The following is a 17,877-nucleotide window of genomic DNA, read 5'->3' as shown; positions in this document are numbered from 1 at the left end:
CCCTGCCTTTCTCGCATAGAATGATCAGAAGAGGAGGGGCGATGTGATGGAACATTGGGTTCTATGGAGTGCAGCCCTTTGTTTCGCTGTCATTTTTTTGGTCAAAACGATTCCCAACTTTTATGGAAACACTTATCATAACAAGGCTGTCCATCTTGTGCTCATCACGGAAAACAGCCAGCAAGCGGTTGAATGGATGATCCGGTCATATCATGGTTGGAAGGATGCCAAAGGCAAACCGGGCAAGATCACTTGCATCGACACGGGCTCCACAGATGACACCAAGGCGATCCTCGAACGGTTGATACATCGCTTTCCCCATCTGGAAGTTTTGCACATAGACGAGGAGCACCAGACAGATGAGGCCATTTCAAAGTGGTTGCAGGCACAGGAACAGGGCAAGGAAAAGCTGGTGGTGCTCGATTTGCGCAAAATGGAAGCCAATGGTGACAATGAATCGGAACGGCATTTGGCGTGAAGCATGACGGCAGCTTTGCCAGAGCGATGGTCGGTATAAAGGGCAAGAGACGGGAGAGTTGATTCATTTTTCGGGTCATATGGATGACCTGCGCACAGGCCGATACGGCCTGTTTTTTTAATGCGCAAAAAAGGAAATGGCCCGTTTTTTGCAAAATAATGGTAAATCATGCCGATCAAAGGAGGTTCTGATGAAGATTGCCCTCTATCAGGTGGCAGGCGACGAGGAGTGGCGAATGAGCCTAGCGCCTGAAGTAGATGAGCGGCATTGGCGGGAGCAGGGCCGGCAGATCACTTGGCTAGGTGCAACCCGTTCGATTGGGCTGGCCGCCGCCTTCATCCGCAAACGAAGCCTGCCGCGCCATATGGAAACGGGGCTGGCACCACTACCAGCGCTTACTGACGGGGATTGGGATGAAGTGAAACAGACCGGACAGAAGTGGATACCGTTTTTGACAGGCAGGGCGCTACTGTTGGAAGAGATCGAAGCGTTGTTGCTCAAACATGGGCAAACAGACGCATCGGAAAGATTGCGGCGCGTGTTGCAATGGCTGATATTGAAGGGGGAATGCGATATGCGGCCGGGAGTCGACAGCGCCCGGCCAGCTTGGCATTGGCGATGCGAACGGTGTGGAGCAGGTGGGAGCACACTGGTGGTGCGAACTTGCGCTAGTTGCCAAGAACATTGCGTCGTCTGCGAAACGTGCCTGATCATGGGCCGCTCTCGAACCTGCGCGCCTTTTTTCCTGTTTACGAAGGTGCAGGGACGGGCTTTGGGCGCCGTTTCGTCATTTACTGAAGTGCAGGTCGGTGCGAGCCGACATTCACTGACTATAGCTCAACGGCGGGCGGTGACAGAGCTGAGGGGGCACTTGTGCGGTTCGGCGCGGCAGGTTCTTGTCTGGGCGGTGACGGGAGCAGGCAAGACGGAGATGATGTTCCCGTTGTTGGAAGAAGCTTTGCGGGCAGGGAAGAAAGTGGCATGGGTGACCCCGAGAAAAGACGTAGTGCTTGAGCTGGCGCCGCGTATCAGGCAAGCGTTCAATTCGGTTCGCGTCTTGGCGTTGCATGGCGGTTCGGCTGATACTTGGCTCACCGGGGAAGTGGTTGTCGCCACGGCGCATCAGATGTGGCGGTTTGCACAGGCGTTTGAATGGATGGTCGTCGATGAAGTCGATGCGTTTCCGTTGTACGGCCACCGTGCGCTAGAACAGGGGCTTCACCGAGCCTTGGCCCCATCGGGCAAACAAGTGCTGTTGACGGCGACGCCGCCAGCCGGTTGGCAAAGTTTAGCGAAACAAGGGCGGTTGCCAAGTGTCGTTTTGCCGGCGCGCCACCATGGCTTTCCCCACCCCGAACCCCGGTTGGCGGTGGTGTGGGGATTGTGGCGCAAGCTGAGGCGGAACCGGCCAATCCCTGTTGTGGAACAATTTTTGAAGCAGGTGGAGGCGCGATCTGGGCAAGCGATGTTGTTCGTGCCACGCGTGCAGGATGTAAAGGTCGTAGTGACGTGGTTGATCGGCCAGGGCTGGCCGCAGGAAGAGATCGCCGGCGTTTACGCCGCGCAGCCCGACCGGGAAGAAGAGGTGGCACGGTTTAGGGATGGCAGCCGCAAATGGCTGGTCACCACGACCATTTTGGAACGCGGGGTTACTGTGCCGCGCGTGCATGTGCTTGTGTTAGGTGCCGACCACCCTGTGTTTGACCGAGCTGGTTTGGTGCAAATTGCGGGCCGGGTGGGGAGGCGGGCTGACTATCAAGAGGGCGAGGTGTGGTTTGTGGCGGAGGAACGAACCGAGGCTCAGATCAAGGCGCTAAAAGAGATCAAGCGGCTAAATCATTGTGCGGCAAAAGAAGGATTTCTCCAAAAAGAGGCGTATTCACATTGAAGGAGTGGTGGTCGTTTCTGTTTCCGCCTTCATCCGCTTGTTGGTTTTGCGGCACTCCGATGCAGGCTCGTTTATTCGCGCCTCCGGAAAAGCGCCTTTGTCCAGTTTGCCTGGAATCGTTGCAGCCAATCAAGGAGCCAATCTGCCAAGTGTGCGGCCGCGGGTTTGATAAAGTGCCATCGGCGGGCGTTTGTTTCGATTGCGTTCGGATCGCTGAAGAGGAAAGGGTGATGAATCGAAGCCCCGTTACCTACACCGAACAAGTGGCGGCGTGGGTGCGGCTCTTCAAATATCGCGGCAAAGAGGGCTTGGCGACGCCGATGGGACGGTGGATGGCCGAAGTGGCGCGGGTGCATTACGCCAGGGAAAATATTTCACTCGTCACGTTTGTGCCTCTTCATGAAGAGCGATTGATCCAGCGGGGATTTAATCAAGCGGAGAAGCTGGCGGATGAAGTGGGACGTAGATTGAGGTTGCCCGTGTGCCCTTTGCTTGTGCGAAACAAGGATACAGCTTACCAGAGCAAGCGGACGCGCGAAGAACGGCTGTCAGCGCTGGGAGGAAGTGTGATCCTCGCGGACGGAGCGTGGAAGAGGCATGTGGCCAATCAGGTTGTTCTCATTGTCGATGATGTGTACACGACGGGGGCGACCGTACGAGAGTGTGCGAAACCGTTGCGGCAGGCTGGCGTGAAAAAAGTCTGTTCCGTGACGTTTGCTAGATAAAAGAGGTATAGAAACGATCAAACTCGTCAACACCTTATGATAGGCATTTTCATAGACAGTACCTAAATTGAAGGAGAGTTGAACATGAACAAAACGGAATTGATTGAACGTGTAGCGGAAAGCACGGGAAAAACAAAGAAGGAAGCGGGCCTGATCATTGACAGCGTTTTTCAAACGATCTCTGAAGCGCTGAGCGGAGGAGAGAAGGTGACCCTGATCGGCTTCGGCAATTTTGAAGTGCGTGAACGGGCAGCGCGGACAGGCCGCAATCCCCAAACGGGAGAAGAAATTACGATTGAAGCTAGCAAAGTCCCAGCCTTTAAACCAGGCAAACAATTGAAAGAACTGGTAAACCAGTAATTGAAGCAAACACCCTGGCCAAGGGTACACTTGGCCGGGGTGTTTGTTGTTTGTAGGGAGAAGGCGCCAAAGCGATTGAGGTAAATGGGTGTTTTGCATACTTATAAGATAGGGTGAATTGAATCGGAGATATACAGAAAGAGGAAAATGGGCATACGAAAAGGTTTATTGTGAAGTGATGAACATGAATGGAAAAGTCTTGTTATTGCATAAATAATCATTCAAATGTATAATAAATCCATTCAAACGACTTATTGGAGCACGATATTTTGCAATGATTAGATATTCATTATTAAAAAAGGAGAGATGGCGATGAGAAAAAAAGGGATTCTGTTCGCGGCGTTGGCAGTGATTCTGTCCGGTTTGCTAACCGGTTGCGGGGGGCAGTCGCAGACGAAAGCAGACAATGTGATTCAGGTTGGTACCAATGCCGAGTTTCCTCCGTTTGAATTTCAAGAGGGAAATGGGGAAATCAGCGGGTTTGATGCCGAATTGATTCGCGCCATTGGCAAAGCCGTGGGGATGGAAGTGCAAATCACTCATATGGGATTTGACGCTATTTTTGAAGGACTCAGCCGGGACAAAGTGGATGTCGGCGTGGCGGCGATTACGATTACTGATGACCGCAAACAAACCGTTGATTTTACAGCGCCTTATTTTGACGCCAAGCAATATATCCTGGTGCCGAAAAATTCAAATATCAAGACGCTGAAAGAATTGAAAGGGAAGAAGATCGGGGTGCAGGCAGCCACTACGGGAGAAGCAGTTGTCCAAGGAGTGTTTGGCAAGACGTATGAAGGGATTAAGGCTTACGACGAAACGCCTTCGGCCATCAATGATTTGCAGATCGGTCGCTTGGACGCTGTGGTAGTCGATAGTGCTGTGGTGGTGGAGTTCAACAAAAAATTGGGCGAAGGCAAATTCAACATTGTGGAGGACAATTCCTTGCCGGTTGAACAATACGGGATGGCCGTGAAGAAGGGCAACAAGGATATGCTGAACAAGCTGAATGAAGGCTTGAAAAAAGTAAAAGAGAACGGCGAGTATGACAAAATCTATCAAAAATATTTTGGTGATCACAAGTAAACGGCGTAAAACCACATTTACACACGGGGGACAAGCATTGAGCGGAGTGAGAACGGGGACAAATCCTCGTTCGCGCACCCGTGCGACGGTCACTTCAGTCGCTCCTATGCGCAACCCTTGCTTCTGTGGATAACTTGTTTATAAATTGTGTGGAAAGCCGCCTATGGACGTTGTGGATAATGTGGATAAGTCTGTTAATAACTGAAAAAAGGAGAGTTCAAGTGAAGGGGGTTGTGGATAACTATGGAGTGGAATTGGTCTGTCATCGTAGAATACCAGGAGTTGTTCATCCGTGGTCTCTGGATGACCATTCAACTAACCGTGGTGGCGGTCGTAGCGGGTTTGTTCATCGGACTTATATTGGGATTGATGAGATTATCGGACAAAGCGTGGTTGCGTCTGCCGGCGGTCGCCTATGTGGATCTCTTCAGGGGGACACCGCTTTTGCTCCAAATTTTGGCTGTTCATTTTGCCGTATTGCCGGCGTTGTTCCAAGATGTGCTCGGCCTCCCTGCGCCTGATGCCGCGACTTCCAGTTTTATCGCACTGTCGCTAAATGCTGGGGCGTACATCGCCGAAATCTTCCGGGGTGGTATTCAATCGATTGACAAAGGACAGATGGAAGCGGCGCGCTCGCTTGGGATGACTTATCGGCAAGCGATGAAGCTGGTTGTTCTCCCCCAAGCTTTTAAGCGCATGTTGCCGCCGTTAGGCAATGAGTTTATCGCCTTGCTCAAAGATAGCTCCCTGGTCACGGTCATCGCCGTCAACGACATCACATATGCGGCGTTCGCCACGGCCAAGAACACGTTTGTAAGATGGCCCCCTTACATTACCGCGGCTTTGGTGTACTTGGTACTGACCCTGGTGTTATCCCGTCTGGTGGGCTATATGGAAAGACGGTTAGATCCAAACGGACGGAAAGGGTGAGACAAATGATCCAGGTGGAAAATCTCAATAAGCGGTTTGGCGATCATCATGTGCTCAAAGACATCCATGTACGAATCGGAGAATCAGAAGTGGTTTGTGTGATTGGGCCCAGCGGTTCCGGCAAAAGCACTTTTCTGCGTTGCCTTAATCTGTTGGAGCGAGTGAGTTCGGGCCGCGTCGTGGTCGGCGGGTTTGACCTGACGGACCCCAAGACGGACATTAACCGCGTTCGCACGGAAGTGGGAATGGTGTTTCAGCAGTTTGAATTGTTTCCGCATAAAAACGTGTTGGACAACATCACGTTGGCGCCGATTCATGTGCGAAAATGGCCAAAAGAGCAGGCTGAGGCCAAAGCGTTGGCGCTGTTGGATAAAGTGGGATTGCGGTCCAAGGCCGAAGCTTTTCCCGGCGAGTTATCGGGCGGGCAGAAGCAGCGGGTTGCCATCGCCAGGGCTTTGGCAATGGAGCCCAAGTTGATGCTGTTTGACGAGCCCACCTCCGCTCTGGACCCGGAGATGGTTAAAGAAGTGTTGGACGTGATGAAACAATTGGCCGAGGAAGGGATGACCATGGTCGTCGTCACCCATGAGATGGGATTCGCCCGTGAAGTGAGCGACCGGGTCATCTTTATGGATGATGGTCGGATTGTTGAGGAAGGTTCGCCGTCTGAGATCTTCTCCCGGCCTAAACACGAACGCTTGAAGGCGTTTTTGAGTAAAGTGTTGTGATGACTACGCTGACTAAGGGCCTACGTTCCCATGCCATTTTCCATTCGCTTTATCTGACTATCGGCGCTCGTTTGAGCAAAGAGGGAGCCCGTTTGTAGGCTTAAAGTACTACCTTGACAGTATTTTTAGACAAATGGTATAGTTAAGTGGCATAAGAGTGCGTTCTTTATGCGATGACTACGATTTGAGAAGGGATTGTGTTTTATGCAAGGCAAAGTCAAGTGGTTTAACGCGGAAAAAGGCTATGGCTTCATCGAGCGTGAGGGTGGCGAAGACGTATTCGTACACTACACCGCTATTCAAATGGAAGGCTTCAAGTCGCTGGAAGAAGGTCAAGAAGTTGAATTTGAAATCGTAGAGGGTTCCCGTGGACCACAGGCTGCAAACGTTGTGAAAAAGTAATTCGCTTTGGAAACAACGAATGTCCCGCTCCCTAGAGCTTGCTCTGGGGGGCTTTTTAATTTCCAAAAAAAAGAAAGTCAGGCCTAACGCAAGTTACCCTTTTTGAATAATATTACAATTCTGTGTGTGTTTATTTAATATTTCCTTAATTTTCTTTTGTATTTTTGTAAAAAAAGAGGAGGGATTTCATCAAAATCGGGGAATAGAAGTAGTACAAAGCGGAAGGAGGATTTCTCTATGAGATATGTCATCCGTGGTCATAACCTTGAAGTAACAGATGCGTTGCATGAATTTGTGGAGCGGAAGCTGAGCCGCCTCGAAAGGTATTTTGAGGATGTCGGCGAGACTGAAGCCCACGCCGTTTTGGCTGTGATCAAAGATCAGCATCGGGTGGAAGTGACGATTCCCTTCCCTGGGGTGATTGTCCGTGCTGAAGAATCCAGCGAGGACATGTACGCATCCGTCGACTTAGTGGTTGAAAAGCTTGAGCGGCAGATCCGTAAGTATAAAACGCGGATTAACCGCAAAGCACGCCAGGATGTTAGCTTCCGCAGTGGTTACAAAGAGCATGCGCGGGAGATGGAAGCGGCTCCCGTGGCGGTGCAAGATGAGGAAGAGCTTGATCTCGTGCGAACAAAGCGTTTCGAGTTCAAGCCGATGGATGCGGAAGAAGCAATGCTTCAAATGGACATGCTTGGACACAACTTCTTCGTGTTCACCAACGCCGCATCCAACCAAGTGAATGTGATTTACAAAAGGAAAGATGGGAAATACGGGTTGATCGAACCTGAGTGATAAGAAAGCCCCCGCTATGAAGGCGGGGGCTTTTACTTTGCGCGCTTGAACCTAGGAAGTGGCATCAACTGCAAATGCTGGCAGCGCCCCCGTCTTCCCCAGCTTGAAGGCAACGACCCGATCGTTTTGGATGGCTCCTCACTGTTTTTTTGTTTGATAAGATGTCGTGGCGATTGTGGAAAAGTACCCGACCTGTGTTATGATAGCAAAGGACAGACAAAGATTCTCTCTATTCCGACTGGTGAGATGCAGGAGGTTTCAATTACATGAAAGTGTTGACTGTTGTGGGGGCGAGACCGCAATTCATCAAGGCGGCTCCCGTATCGCGCGTCATTCGCGAACGCGCGCAAGAGGTGCTGGTACATACCGGGCAACATTATGATAAATCGATGTCAGACGTTTTCTTTGAAGAGTTGCACATTCCTGTGCCGGAATACCATCTCCACGTCGGCTCCAAATCACATGGGGCCCAAACGGGGGAGATGCTGGCCAAAGTGGAAGAAGTCATCGTAAAAGAGAAGCCGGATTGCGTGTTGGTATATGGCGACACCAACTCCACCTTGGCAGGCGCGCTTGCAGCCAGCAAACTGCATATTCCCGTCGCCCATGTGGAAGCTGGCTTGCGCAGTTTCAATCGGCGGATGCCGGAAGAGATTAACCGCGTGTTGACGGACCATGTGTCTGAATGGCTGTTCTGCCCCACGCAGACGGCGGTGAACCACCTGCGCACGGAAGGCATCACCAAAGGCGTTCACTTGACTGGCGATGTGATGCTGGATGCGGTCCGTTACAACAGCCGCCTGGCCGATGAAAAATCGACGATCCTGTCCGACTTAGGTCTGGAAGCCGGTAGCTATGTGCTGATCACCTTGCATCGTGCAGAAAACACTGATGATCCGGCCCGACTCAGCCAAATCATCGGTGCCATCAACGAATTGCCGGTGCCGGCGGTATTGCCGCTCCATCCTCGTACCAAAGGCAAGCTGGCGCCGCTCGGCTTGGAAATCACCAATCCAAACGTGAAGCTGATTGAGCCAATCGGCTATCTGGATATGCTGCAATTGGAAGTGAACGCCAAGAAAATCTTGACCGATTCCGGCGGGGTGCAAAAAGAAGCGTTCTTCGCCAAAGTGCCTTGCATCACTATGCGCGACGAAACAGAATGGACCGAGACGGTCGAACTGGGCACCAATGTCTTGGTGGGTGCAGATCAAACCCGCATCTTGGAAGCAGTCAACGGATTTGAAGTCGATTTCTCCCAAGTGCACGAAGTGTTTGGCGATGGGCGCGCGGCTGAGAAGATCATGGATCAACTGCAAAAAGACTTGGGCAAATAAGCGAGGTGAACCGGCTCTTTCCGCAAGAGGGAAGGGGCCGGTTTTTTGTTGGATCGCTTGAGGTATGAGCGATCCCAAGCGGGAAATCATGTCATGAAGTGGGGAAGACGCTTATGAGTGGCGCGGCGAAATCTCGCTCCGCGCACCTGTCACGCCAATGTCAAACTTGACTATTTTTCAAAAGGGATACCCAAACCGAGACCATTTATGTTACAGTGTCACTAGTTTCTATTACGATGCTGTAACAAAGTGACAATAATATTACAATATACACAGTTTTTATGTTTTCGAGCCAAGCGTGCAGGTCCCAGATAGAAAGGCCGGGAAACGTTTTGGCTGTAGCAACCGCCTCGATGAGAGGCCTGAGATAGATTCAGCTATAATGGAGAAAATCGGTTGTACGAAAACATGACAGTGATCATAAATCGGAATGGATATAAGGAGACGTGAAGAAGTTGCGTATCTGGTTAGCCAATCATTATGCCGTTCCCCCGAATATTGCGGGAATTACGCGTCATTATGAACTGGCGCGCGAATGGGCGCAGGAGGAAGAGGCAGAAGTAACCCTGTTTTTGTCCAAATTTGTTCATCCGCGCCGCACATTTATCACAGAGGCTGAAAAAGAGGGAATCGAGAAGGTGAAAGGGCTGAAGTTGAATTGGCTTTGGTCTTTTCCCCACAAGCAGAACGATTTTCGCCGCATCATCAACATGGGAAGCTTTGCGGTTGTCTTCTTTTTAGCTGGTTTGTTGAAGAAAAAACCGGATGTGTTGATCGCTTCTTCGCCCCATTTGTTCACGGCTTTTGCGGGCTGGATGCTAGCTAAGCTAAAAGGTTGCCCGTTTGTGCTGGAAGTGCGCGACTTGTGGCCAGACTCCCTGATCAAGATGGGTGGATTGAACAACAAACATGTGGTCAAGTTGCTCACTTGGATGGAGTCGTTCCTGTATCGGAACGCGGACAAGATCATCGTCTTGACGGAGCATCAACGCACGTTTATCGCCGACAAGGGAATCGACCCGAACAAAATCGACTTGATCCCCAACGGGATTGTAGTTAGCTCTTGGCAGCCAAATCCGGAGAAGCGGACCGCTTTTCGGCGTAAGATGGGCGTGACCGAGGATCAATTTGTGGCTATTTACACCGGGGCGCACGGCCCGGCCAACGCATTGGAGTATGTGGTGAAAGCAGGGCGCCACTTGAAGCCGGATACAGCGATTGTCTTGATCGGGGACGGGCCTGAGAAGGAAAAATTGCAACAGATTAAGCAAGAAGAAGGGTTAGATAACATCCACCTGCTCGATCCGGTGCCCAAGTCGGAGATTTTCGACTACACCTATGCGGCCGATTGCGGGATCATTTCCTTGGCTGACAATGAGGTGTTCCGTGGGGCCCGACCCAACAAACTATTTGATTACACATTTATCGGCTTGCCGATCATCTCCACTGTTGACGGGGAAGTGCGTGAGATCGTGGAGAAAAACCAAGTCGGGGTTTTTGCTGGGGCAGAGAATCCACAAGGGCTGGCTGAGGCGATTGAACGCGTGCGCTCATTCAGCGACCAAGAGCGGGAAGAGATTAAGCGGCGTGGACGGGAGTACATTGACCGCGAAGGGGACCGCAAAAAATTGGCCCATCGTTTCTACAATATCCTGAGAGAGTTGGTAAATCGCAAATAGGGGTGAAGCGGGCCCCGGTAGCGGTCCGCCTCCTTTTTTATCACGGCGCAAGTGAAAAAGGTGCATAAATTTGATAAACTGAAATGAGTAGCCTTTTGACAATGTCGGTGCCGAAAATGCGTTACATCATAAAAAAACCAACTCTAAGTAGGAGATGATAAGGTGTTAGGTACCCTTAAGAAATTATTCGATCCACACGAACGGCAATTGAAGAAATTTTTCAGCATCGCGGATCACATCGACTCGCTGGAAGCAGAGTTTCAAGCATTGAGCGATGCGGAATTAAGAGGAAAAACGGATGAGTTCCGGGCCCGACTGGAAAAAGGGGAGACGCTGGACGACCTTCTGCCAGAGGCGTTTGCCGTGGTGCGTGAAGCGGCGAAACGCGTGTTGAACATGCGCCATTTCCGCGTGCAGCTCGTGGGGGGGATGGTGCTTCACCAAGGGGACATCGCTGAGATGAAAACGGGGGAAGGGAAAACCCTCGTGTCCACCTTGCCCGCGTATTTGAACGCGTTGGAAGGCAAGGGTGTCCATATCGTTACCGTCAACGATTATCTTGCCAAGCGGGACAAAGAGTGGATGGGCCAGGTGTTTGAATTCCTGGGGTTAACTGTGGGCCTAAATCTGCCGATGATGTCGCCAGAGGAAAAGCGGGCCGCTTATCAAGCGGATATCACCTTCGGTACGAACAATGAGTTTGGCTTCGACTATCTGCGGGACAACATGGTGTTGTACAAGGAACAATTGACCCAGCGCGAGCTGAACTTCGCGATCATCGACGAGGTGGATAGCATCTTGATCGACGAAGCGCGGACGCCGCTCATTATCAGTGGGCAAGCCAACAAGGCGACCGACTTGTACTACACCGCCGACAACATCGTGCGTCGCTTGAAAGAAGGCGATGATTACACGATCGACATCAAGACCAAACAGGTATCGCTGACGGAAGACGGCGTGAAAAAAGTGGAGAACTTCCTCGGTGTCGACAACTTGTACGACATGAAGCACGTTACGTTGAACCATCACATTCAACAGGCATTGAAAGCGCATGCCATAATGAAGCGCGACGAAGATTATGTAGTGAATGAAGACGGCGTCGTGATCGTGGATGAATTTACAGGTCGTTTGATGTATGGCCGCCGCTACAGCGATGGGTTGCACCAGGCGATTGAAGCCAAAGAAGGGTTACAAGTGCAGCGTGAAAGCATGACGCTGGCCACCGTCACCCTGCAAAATTACTTCCGCCTGTACAAAAAGCTGTCTGGGATGACCGGTACGGCAAAGACGGAAGAAGAAGAGTTCCGCAAAATTTACAACATGGATGTTTATCAGATACCGACCAACCGCCCGCAATTGCGCGAAGACTTGTCGGATGTGCTATACAAAACGGAAGAGGCCAAGTTTAACGCGGTGGTGGAAGAGATTGCTCAACGCCACGCCAAAGGGCAACCTGTGCTGGTAGGTACTGTCTCGATCGAAAAATCGGAGCGCCTGTCCCGGTTGCTGAAGAGACGCGGCATCCCGCATGAGGTGTTAAATGCGAAAAACCACGCCCGAGAAGCGGAGATTGTGGCGCAAGCCGGACAGCGTGGGGCGGTGACCATCGCCACCAACATGGCTGGCCGCGGAACGGACATCGTGCTGGGAGAAGGTGTAGCCGAACTGGGTGGTTTGCACATCATCGGAACCGAGCGGCATGAGAGCCGGCGGATCGACAACCAGTTGCGTGGACGTTCGGGACGCCAAGGCGATCCAGGTTCCTCCCAGTTTTACCTCTCCTTGTCGGATGATCTGATGCGCCGCTTCGGTGGGGAAAACCTCGAAAGCATGCTGGAGCGGTTGGGGTTGCCTGAAGACCAGCCCATCGAAGGCAAAATGTTCTCCCGTGCGGTGGCCAATGCGCAACGCAAGGTGGAGGCCAACAACTTTGACGCCCGTCGTTGGGTGTTGCAGTATGACGATGTCTTGAATCAACAGCGGGAAGTAATTTATAAGCAACGCCGCGAAGTGTTGGAAAGTGACGACCTCAAGGATGTCGTGCTCAACATGGTCAAAGCGGCGATTGAGAACATCGTGCAAGTCCACACCTCCGAGGACTTGGAAGAGGAATGGGATCTCGAGGCGATTGTGGAGTATGCCAACAATAACCTACTGCCCGAAGGTCGCCTGACAGAAGAAGATTTGGAAGGCAAAGATCCGTCGAAGATGGTGGACGACATTTTTGAAGAAGTGAAGAAATACTACCAAGAACGCCAAGAGGAACTGGGGAACGAGCGCTTGCAGGAGTTTTCCAAAGTGGTGATTCTGCGCGCTGTCGACCGGAAGTGGATGGATCACATCGACGCGATGGAACAATTGCGCCAAGGGATCCACTTGCGCGCGTACGGGCAAGACAATCCGCTTCGCGCTTACCAGTTTGAAGGCTTCGCCATGTTTGAGGCGATGATTCAGGAAATCCAAGAAGAGATTGTCAAGTATGTGATGAAATCGGTCATCGCGGAAGAAGAAGAGTTGGAGCGCGAAGAAGTCGCTGTCAATCCGACCGCCGTTTCCGGTAGCTCCGAGCAGGAAGCGGATGCGCCGAAGAAGGAGCCGATTCGCCGGGCGGATAAAGTGGGACGCAATGACCCATGCCCTTGCGGAAGCGGCAAAAAGTACAAAAACTGTTGCTTGAAAAATGGATAAGTCGTGACTGTCGGGCAACGAAAGGTAGGGAGTCCCTCCCTGCCTTTTTAAAGTGAGAGGTTTGGCGATATAATAGGCATAAACAGTCAGTCGAGGTGACGTGTAAAATGGAAATGAGTGAAATCAAACAACAGCTAGCGACTACAGCCAAGCGTTTGGCGGACATCAGGGGGTCTCTTTGACCTCGATCAAAAAAAGGCGCGCTTGAGTGAACTAGAGGAGCAAATGGCTTCGCCTACTTTCTGGGACAATCAAGAAGAGGCGCAAAAAGTGATCAATGAGATGAAGCATCTCAAAGATCAGATTGAAGTGATGACGGGGTTGGAAGAGAGTCAGGAAGAGTGCCAGCTGATGCTCGAACTGATGAACGAGGAAGGCGAAGACGCCGGCTTGCAGGAGGAGTTGGCCAAAGCGGTGCGCTCCTTGTCCAAAGAGATTGATGCGTTTGAGCTGGCGCTGATGCTGAGCGAGCCGTACGACCGCAACTCGGCCATTCTGGAACTCCATCCCGGCGCAGGGGGGACCGAATCGCAAGACTGGGCGGAAATGCTTTTGCGCATGTACACCCGTTGGGCTGAGCGGAGCGGTTACAAAGTGGAAACGTTGGACTACCTGCCTGGGGAGGAAGCGGGTGTCAAAAGCGTGACGCTTCTGATCAAAGGGGTTAACGCCTATGGTTACCTCAAGGCGGAAAAAGGGGTGCACCGGCTTGTGCGCATCTCGCCATTTGACGCTTCGGGCCGCAGACACACCTCCTTCGTGTCTTGCAATGTGATGCCTGAAATTGATAATGATGTGGAGATTGAGGTGCGTCCCGACGAGTTGAAAATAGACACTTATCGCTCCAGTGGCGCGGGTGGACAGCACGTGAACACCACCGATTCGGCGGTCCGCATCACGCACATTCCCACCGGGGTCGTCGTGACGTGCCAATCAGAGCGCTCCCAGATCAAGAACCGGGAAAAAGCGATGAAAATCCTGAAGGCTCGTCTCTATGAGCGCAAGTTGGAAGAGCAACAGAAAGAGATGCAAGCACTGAAAGGAGAACAGACGGAGATTGGCTGGGGGAACCAGATCCGCTCATACGTCTTCCACCCTTACAGCTTGGTCAAAGACCACCGCACGCAAACGGAAGTCGGCAATGTGCAGGCAGTGATGGACGGAGAGATCAATGCGTTCATCGAAGCATACCTGCGTCAGATGATGAACAAAAAGGGGTAAGAAGGAAAAATCGGCGCACGCCTAGAATGGGTTGTCAAGATGTGAGACAAACGGCGCGGTATCATGCCATGGGCGGCCGTGTCAATCAGCTCCCAACGGTATAAGGTTAGGACATCACCGTTTGAGATGGAGGGGAACCAACGTGACCAACTGGAAGCATATTGTGTGTGATCAAGGGGAAGGATGGGCTCAGCTGACCCTGTCCCGCCCTAAAGTGTTGAATGCGTTGAGCCGAGAAGTGTTGACGGAGTTGGATGCCGCAATCGATTGGGTGGAGCGCAATGACGCGGTGCGCGTGTTGATCATCACCGGTGCGGGAGACAAGGCGTTTGTGGCGGGTGCCGACATCACCGAATTGAACCAGATCGAAAGCAGTGAGGAAGCGGAGCGGACGGCGCTCCTCGGACAAAGGGTATTTGCCCGGTTGGAAGAGCTGGATAAGCCAGTCATCATGGCGATCAACGGGTTTGCCCTTGGCGGTGGCATGGAGTTGGCGATGTGCGGGGACATTCTCTTGGCCAGCGAAAAGGCTAAATTCGGCCAGCCGGAGATCAATCTGGGCGTCATTCCCGGTTATGGGGGAACGCAACGGCTCAGCCGTTTGGTCGGCAGGCAGATGGCGAAATACCTCTGTATGACAGGGATCATGCTGACTGCAGATGAAGCGGCCCGTTGCGGACTGGTGCAAAAAGTGGTGCCGCCAGAGGCGCTACTAGAGGAAGCGAAGCGTTTGGCTGAAACATTGGCGAAGAAAGCGCCCATTGCTCTCAAATACATCAAAAAAGCCATTCATCATGGGGTCGACATCGATCTTCCGTCCGGACTCAGATTAGAAGCTTCTTATTTTGGGTTGACGTTTGACACAGACGACCGCAAAGAGGGGATGGACGCGTTCCTTAACAAGCGGGAGCCCCGTTTTACAGGAAAATAAGCTTCGCCGCGGCCGGCTTACATCGCCGGTCTTTTACGTTGTATTCATTAGGGCGTGTCTGGCAAATCAAGTTGGTGGGGAAGAAGCGGCGGAAAAACCTTTTCTCGAGGAGCGCCGATGCTCAAGTGAAGCGAAAGAGAAAATGGTTTTGGAGCCGCTGGCCTATTCATCAGACATGCCCTAGACTGAGGCGGGCCTAGCAATTGAAGCCGACATCGGCGAGGTAGCAGGTTAGAATGAATCAGGCACGCCCTAATGGGAGTCTTCATGGGGACAAAGGAGGTTGAGTGATGGATATGATCATGATTGGCGGGGGCGCCGTCGTCTTGGTGGTGGCAGTGATCATCATCGTGAGCGTCATCGTCGGGAAGAAAAGAAAGCAAGAAGTGGAGGAGCTCGAAAAGATGTTTCCGGATGGAAGCATGTCGAGCGATAACATAAAAATCAGTGTGGAAAAAGTACGCCGGACAACCATGGAGCGGGAACGCCGTAAGAAACAGCGAATTCACCGAGAAAGACCCAAAGAAGGGCAGAAGACGTTACCATATGAGGATCAAGAAATTATTTATCGTGATGATATACAGGGTGGAGAGTTAAACAAAGACGTTAACGATTCGCAGGGTGAAAAAGAGACTGTTTCTGAGTCTAAGCGTTCTAGCCGCACGCGTTCCAACCTCTTCAAATCGCGCGGCAAGAAACAAGCCGACGATCTGGATAAAACCCAGGCGCAGGAAGCGGAGACGGCGCTGGATGGCGAAGGGGACAAAACGCTTGCCGTTCGCAAAAAGACCCGGAAAACATCGCGCGAGATGCCGGTCGTTGAAAATGAGCCGGCTGCCGAAGAAAATACCGACGCAGCCAAGAGCCGGCGTTTGTACAAGCGCAGTTTGTTGAAAGCGTCGGACGAGAACCGGGAAACCTCGCAGATCCCAAAAGCCAGCTTGATCGACACGCAGATGTATGTCGGGGAAGATGAACAGAAAGAGGAGCAAAAGTCCACCTTGTCCCGCTCGCAAGCGAAAGGCGGGCGCAACTGGTTTAAAAAATAGGCAGAGGTGATCACGCATGATGCCGAGCAAACAGCGGATGATTCTTCTCGCGGGAGTGAGCGCAATCGCCCTCGTGGTATCCGGTTGCGGCGGTAATAGCGCCAAACAAGAGCCGACCCAGTCCAAAGAGGCGCAAGCCAACTTGACAGCGGACAAAATCTATGCAAACAACTGTGCATCCTGCCACGGAGGCAATCTCCAAGGCGGGTTTGGACCGAGCCTGGAGAAAATCGGTAGCAAACTGAAGAAAGAGCAGATTGTGGAAATCATGCAAAAAGGCAAGGGCAGCATGCCTTCGCAAGGACATATCTCCAGCCAGGATCAAGAGAAATTGGCGGCTTGGCTGGCAGAGAAAAAGTGACGCTTCATCCATCGGGATGACCAAAAAGAACATGGGAAGTGAAGAGCGGTGGACGCACAAACCTGTGTGATTCATCGCTCTTTTTTTTTTATGCAATGCATTGAATAAAAATAAATATAGATGTATAATGATGCAAAACGATCCAATGGCATGTGACAAGTAATGGGGAGGCTAGTGATGAAAACAGCGGTTATCGGTTCGACGGGGTATGGCGGGGCGGAGTTGATTCGGCTAATCGAAGGGCATCCGCATTTGGAACTGGCGATGCTGATTTCCACTTCACAGGCGGGAGATGCATTGTCCCAGTCTTATCCACATTTGCGACATCTCGCCTACACTTTTCAGGAGCTTGATATCGCACAGATCGGCCAGGAGGCTGAGCTGGTGTTTTTGGCGACACCGCCCGGTGTGAGCGGAGAATTAACCCCTCAGTTGCGGGCGCAAGGGAAGTTGGTTATTGACCTGTCGGGGGATTTCCGCCTGAAAGACGGACGGAGCTATGAGGATTGGTACAACCGAAAAGCGGCGCCAGACAAGTGGCTTGCCGAAGCGGTGTACGGACTTCCGGAATGGTTTGCAGAAGAGATTCGTACCGCTGATCTGATCGCCAATCCCGGTTGTTATCCGACGGCGACGCTGCTGGGCTTGCTTCCCCTGCTTCAGCATCGGATGATTGACCACCGGGCTTTGGTGATCGATGCTAAGTCGGGTGTGACCGGCGCAGGGCGCAAGGTGGATCAGTCATTGCTTTTTAGTGAAGTGAATGAGAATCTACGCCCATACAAAGTGGATGGACACCAGCATATCCCTGAGATTGAGCAAGCGGCTAAACGGCTTGCGGGTGCAGAAGTGCGGGTGCGGTTTGTTCCGCATTTGGTGCCGATGAACCGGGGGATCTTGGTTAGTCTCTATGCACCGATGTTGCATAAATATACGACAACAGAGGTGCTTCACATGTATGAGGAAGTGTATGAGGACGCGCCATTTGTTCGCATCGTGGAGTCTGGCTGGCCGTCGACCAAAGCGGTACAAGGTAGCAACTTTTGCGATATCGGTGTCCATGTGGATGAACGGACGGGGTGGATCACGGTCTTGTCTGTGATCGACAATCTGATGAAAGGCGCAGCGGGGCAAGCGGTTCAAAACGCTAATCTGCGGATGGGTTGGGCTGCCACAGCCGGATTGATGCAGTCGCCGCTGTTTCCATAAAAAAGGGGGA

At 52.0% G+C, this 17,877-nt stretch carries 17 protein-coding genes and 1 pseudogene; all 18 read left to right on the top strand.

Annotated features, from left to right (window positions below; translation table 11 throughout):
• Positions 1-46: 46 nt before the first annotated feature.
• The 18 genes and pseudogenes from CLV36_RS03550 to argC all read left to right on the top strand — a co-directional run bounded on the left by CLV36_RS03550 (position 47) and on the right by argC (position 17,867).
• Positions 47-478, top strand: a complete 432-nt coding sequence (locus CLV36_RS03550; protein WP_102993605.1) for a hypothetical protein — start codon at positions 47-49, stop codon at positions 476-478.
• Between the two features lie 190 nt (positions 479-668).
• Positions 669-2,366, top strand: coding sequence for an ATP-dependent helicase ComFA (locus tag CLV36_RS03545; protein WP_181352811.1), 1,698 nt, complete (start codon positions 669-671; stop codon positions 2,364-2,366).
• Positions 2,367-2,425: 59 nt separating this feature from the next.
• Positions 2,426-2,512: pseudogene (locus tag CLV36_RS18000) on the top strand (hypothetical protein); the annotation flags it as partial.
• 84 nt (positions 2,513-2,596) lie between these two features.
• The gene (locus CLV36_RS03540) at positions 2,597-3,091 is read left to right on the top strand and encodes a ComF family protein (protein WP_181352810.1); all 495 of its coding nucleotides are present in this window, start codon (positions 2,597-2,599) and stop codon (positions 3,089-3,091) included.
• A gap of 84 nt (positions 3,092-3,175) precedes the next feature.
• Complete coding sequence (locus tag CLV36_RS03535; RefSeq protein ID WP_022737438.1) at positions 3,176-3,451, top strand: HU family DNA-binding protein; 276 nt, start codon at positions 3,176-3,178, stop codon at positions 3,449-3,451.
• A gap of 312 nt (positions 3,452-3,763) precedes the next feature.
• The gene (locus CLV36_RS03530) at positions 3,764-4,537 is read left to right on the top strand and encodes a basic amino acid ABC transporter substrate-binding protein (RefSeq protein WP_181352809.1); all 774 of its coding nucleotides are present in this window, start codon (positions 3,764-3,766) and stop codon (positions 4,535-4,537) included.
• A 243-nt stretch (positions 4,538-4,780) separates the two neighbouring features.
• Positions 4,781-5,467: an amino acid ABC transporter permease gene (locus tag CLV36_RS03525; RefSeq protein WP_106341779.1), complete on the top strand. Its 687-nt coding sequence runs from the start codon at positions 4,781-4,783 to the stop codon at positions 5,465-5,467.
• 5 nt (positions 5,468-5,472) lie between these two features.
• Positions 5,473-6,195, top strand: a complete 723-nt coding sequence (locus CLV36_RS03520; RefSeq protein WP_102993600.1) for an amino acid ABC transporter ATP-binding protein — start codon at positions 5,473-5,475, stop codon at positions 6,193-6,195.
• A 204-nt stretch (positions 6,196-6,399) separates the two neighbouring features.
• Positions 6,400-6,597, top strand: coding sequence for a cold-shock protein CspD (gene cspD, locus CLV36_RS03515; RefSeq protein WP_029071979.1), 198 nt, complete (start codon positions 6,400-6,402; stop codon positions 6,595-6,597).
• A 237-nt stretch (positions 6,598-6,834) separates the two neighbouring features.
• Positions 6,835-7,392 (top strand): ribosome hibernation-promoting factor, HPF/YfiA family, encoded by a 558-nt coding sequence (gene hpf, locus CLV36_RS03510; protein ID WP_102993599.1) that lies wholly within the window; start codon positions 6,835-6,837, stop codon positions 7,390-7,392.
• Positions 7,393-7,658: 266 nt separating this feature from the next.
• The gene (wecB, locus tag CLV36_RS03505; RefSeq protein WP_102993598.1) at positions 7,659-8,729 is read left to right on the top strand and encodes a non-hydrolyzing UDP-N-acetylglucosamine 2-epimerase; all 1,071 of its coding nucleotides are present in this window, start codon (positions 7,659-7,661) and stop codon (positions 8,727-8,729) included.
• A 455-nt stretch (positions 8,730-9,184) separates the two neighbouring features.
• Positions 9,185-10,408, top strand: a complete 1,224-nt coding sequence (locus CLV36_RS03500) for a glycosyltransferase family 4 protein (RefSeq protein WP_181352808.1) — start codon at positions 9,185-9,187, stop codon at positions 10,406-10,408.
• A 162-nt stretch (positions 10,409-10,570) separates the two neighbouring features.
• The gene (gene secA / locus CLV36_RS03495) at positions 10,571-13,096 is read left to right on the top strand and encodes a preprotein translocase subunit SecA (protein WP_106341778.1); all 2,526 of its coding nucleotides are present in this window, start codon (positions 10,571-10,573) and stop codon (positions 13,094-13,096) included.
• 107 nt (positions 13,097-13,203) lie between these two features.
• Positions 13,204-14,317 (top strand): peptide chain release factor 2 gene (prfB, locus tag CLV36_RS03490; RefSeq protein ID WP_106341777.1). Its coding sequence is split into 2 segments (ribosomal slippage): positions 13,204-13,275 and positions 13,277-14,317, totalling 1,113 coding nucleotides; the frame shifts between segments, so codons are not numbered across the junction.
• A gap of 142 nt (positions 14,318-14,459) precedes the next feature.
• On the top strand, positions 14,460-15,248 hold the full coding sequence (locus CLV36_RS03485) for an enoyl-CoA hydratase-related protein (protein WP_106341776.1): 789 nt from the start codon (positions 14,460-14,462) through the stop codon (positions 15,246-15,248).
• Between the two features lie 290 nt (positions 15,249-15,538).
• Complete coding sequence (locus CLV36_RS03480) at positions 15,539-16,297, top strand: hypothetical protein (protein WP_106341775.1); 759 nt, start codon at positions 15,539-15,541, stop codon at positions 16,295-16,297.
• Positions 16,298-16,313: 16 nt separating this feature from the next.
• Positions 16,314-16,658 carry a c-type cytochrome gene (locus CLV36_RS03475; RefSeq protein WP_106341774.1) on the top strand — a complete coding sequence of 115 codons (345 nt, stop codon included), beginning with the start codon at positions 16,314-16,316 and terminating at the stop codon, positions 16,656-16,658.
• Positions 16,659-16,835: 177 nt separating this feature from the next.
• On the top strand, positions 16,836-17,867 hold the full coding sequence (gene argC, locus CLV36_RS03470) for an N-acetyl-gamma-glutamyl-phosphate reductase (RefSeq protein ID WP_106341773.1): 1,032 nt from the start codon (positions 16,836-16,838) through the stop codon (positions 17,865-17,867).
• The last annotated feature ends 10 nt before the right edge of the window (positions 17,868-17,877 follow it).

Source organism: Laceyella sediminis (assembly GCF_003003125.1).
GTDB lineage: Bacteria > Bacillota > Bacilli > Thermoactinomycetales > Thermoactinomycetaceae > Laceyella > Laceyella tengchongensis.
Note: the sequence above shows the minus strand (reverse complement) of the source record. Positions and strands in the feature narration are given on the sequence as shown.

Bases quoted from the DNA above. Each gene is read 5' to 3' on its own strand.
- CLV36_RS03550 (WP_102993605.1), top strand. From the start codon at position 47: ATGGAACATTGGGTTCTATGGAGTGCAGCCCTTTGTTTCGCTGTCATT.
- CLV36_RS03545 (WP_181352811.1), top strand. From the start codon at position 669: ATGAAGATTGCCCTCTATCAGGTGGCAGGCGACGAGGAGTGGCGAATG.
- CLV36_RS03540 (WP_181352810.1), top strand. From the start codon at position 2,597: ATGAATCGAAGCCCCGTTACCTACACCGAACAAGTGGCGGCGTGGGTG.
- CLV36_RS03535 (WP_022737438.1), top strand. From the start codon at position 3,176: ATGAACAAAACGGAATTGATTGAACGTGTAGCGGAAAGCACGGGAAAA.
- CLV36_RS03530 (WP_181352809.1), top strand. From the start codon at position 3,764: ATGAGAAAAAAAGGGATTCTGTTCGCGGCGTTGGCAGTGATTCTGTCC.
- CLV36_RS03525 (WP_106341779.1), top strand. From the start codon at position 4,781: ATGGAGTGGAATTGGTCTGTCATCGTAGAATACCAGGAGTTGTTCATC.
- CLV36_RS03520 (WP_102993600.1), top strand. From the start codon at position 5,473: ATGATCCAGGTGGAAAATCTCAATAAGCGGTTTGGCGATCATCATGTG.
- cspD (WP_029071979.1), top strand. From the start codon at position 6,400: ATGCAAGGCAAAGTCAAGTGGTTTAACGCGGAAAAAGGCTATGGCTTC.
- hpf (WP_102993599.1), top strand. From the start codon at position 6,835: ATGAGATATGTCATCCGTGGTCATAACCTTGAAGTAACAGATGCGTTG.
- wecB (WP_102993598.1), top strand. From the start codon at position 7,659: ATGAAAGTGTTGACTGTTGTGGGGGCGAGACCGCAATTCATCAAGGCG.
- CLV36_RS03480 (WP_106341775.1), top strand. From the start codon at position 15,539: ATGGATATGATCATGATTGGCGGGGGCGCCGTCGTCTTGGTGGTGGCA.
- CLV36_RS03475 (WP_106341774.1), top strand. From the start codon at position 16,314: ATGATGCCGAGCAAACAGCGGATGATTCTTCTCGCGGGAGTGAGCGCA.
- argC (WP_106341773.1), top strand. From the start codon at position 16,836: ATGAAAACAGCGGTTATCGGTTCGACGGGGTATGGCGGGGCGGAGTTG.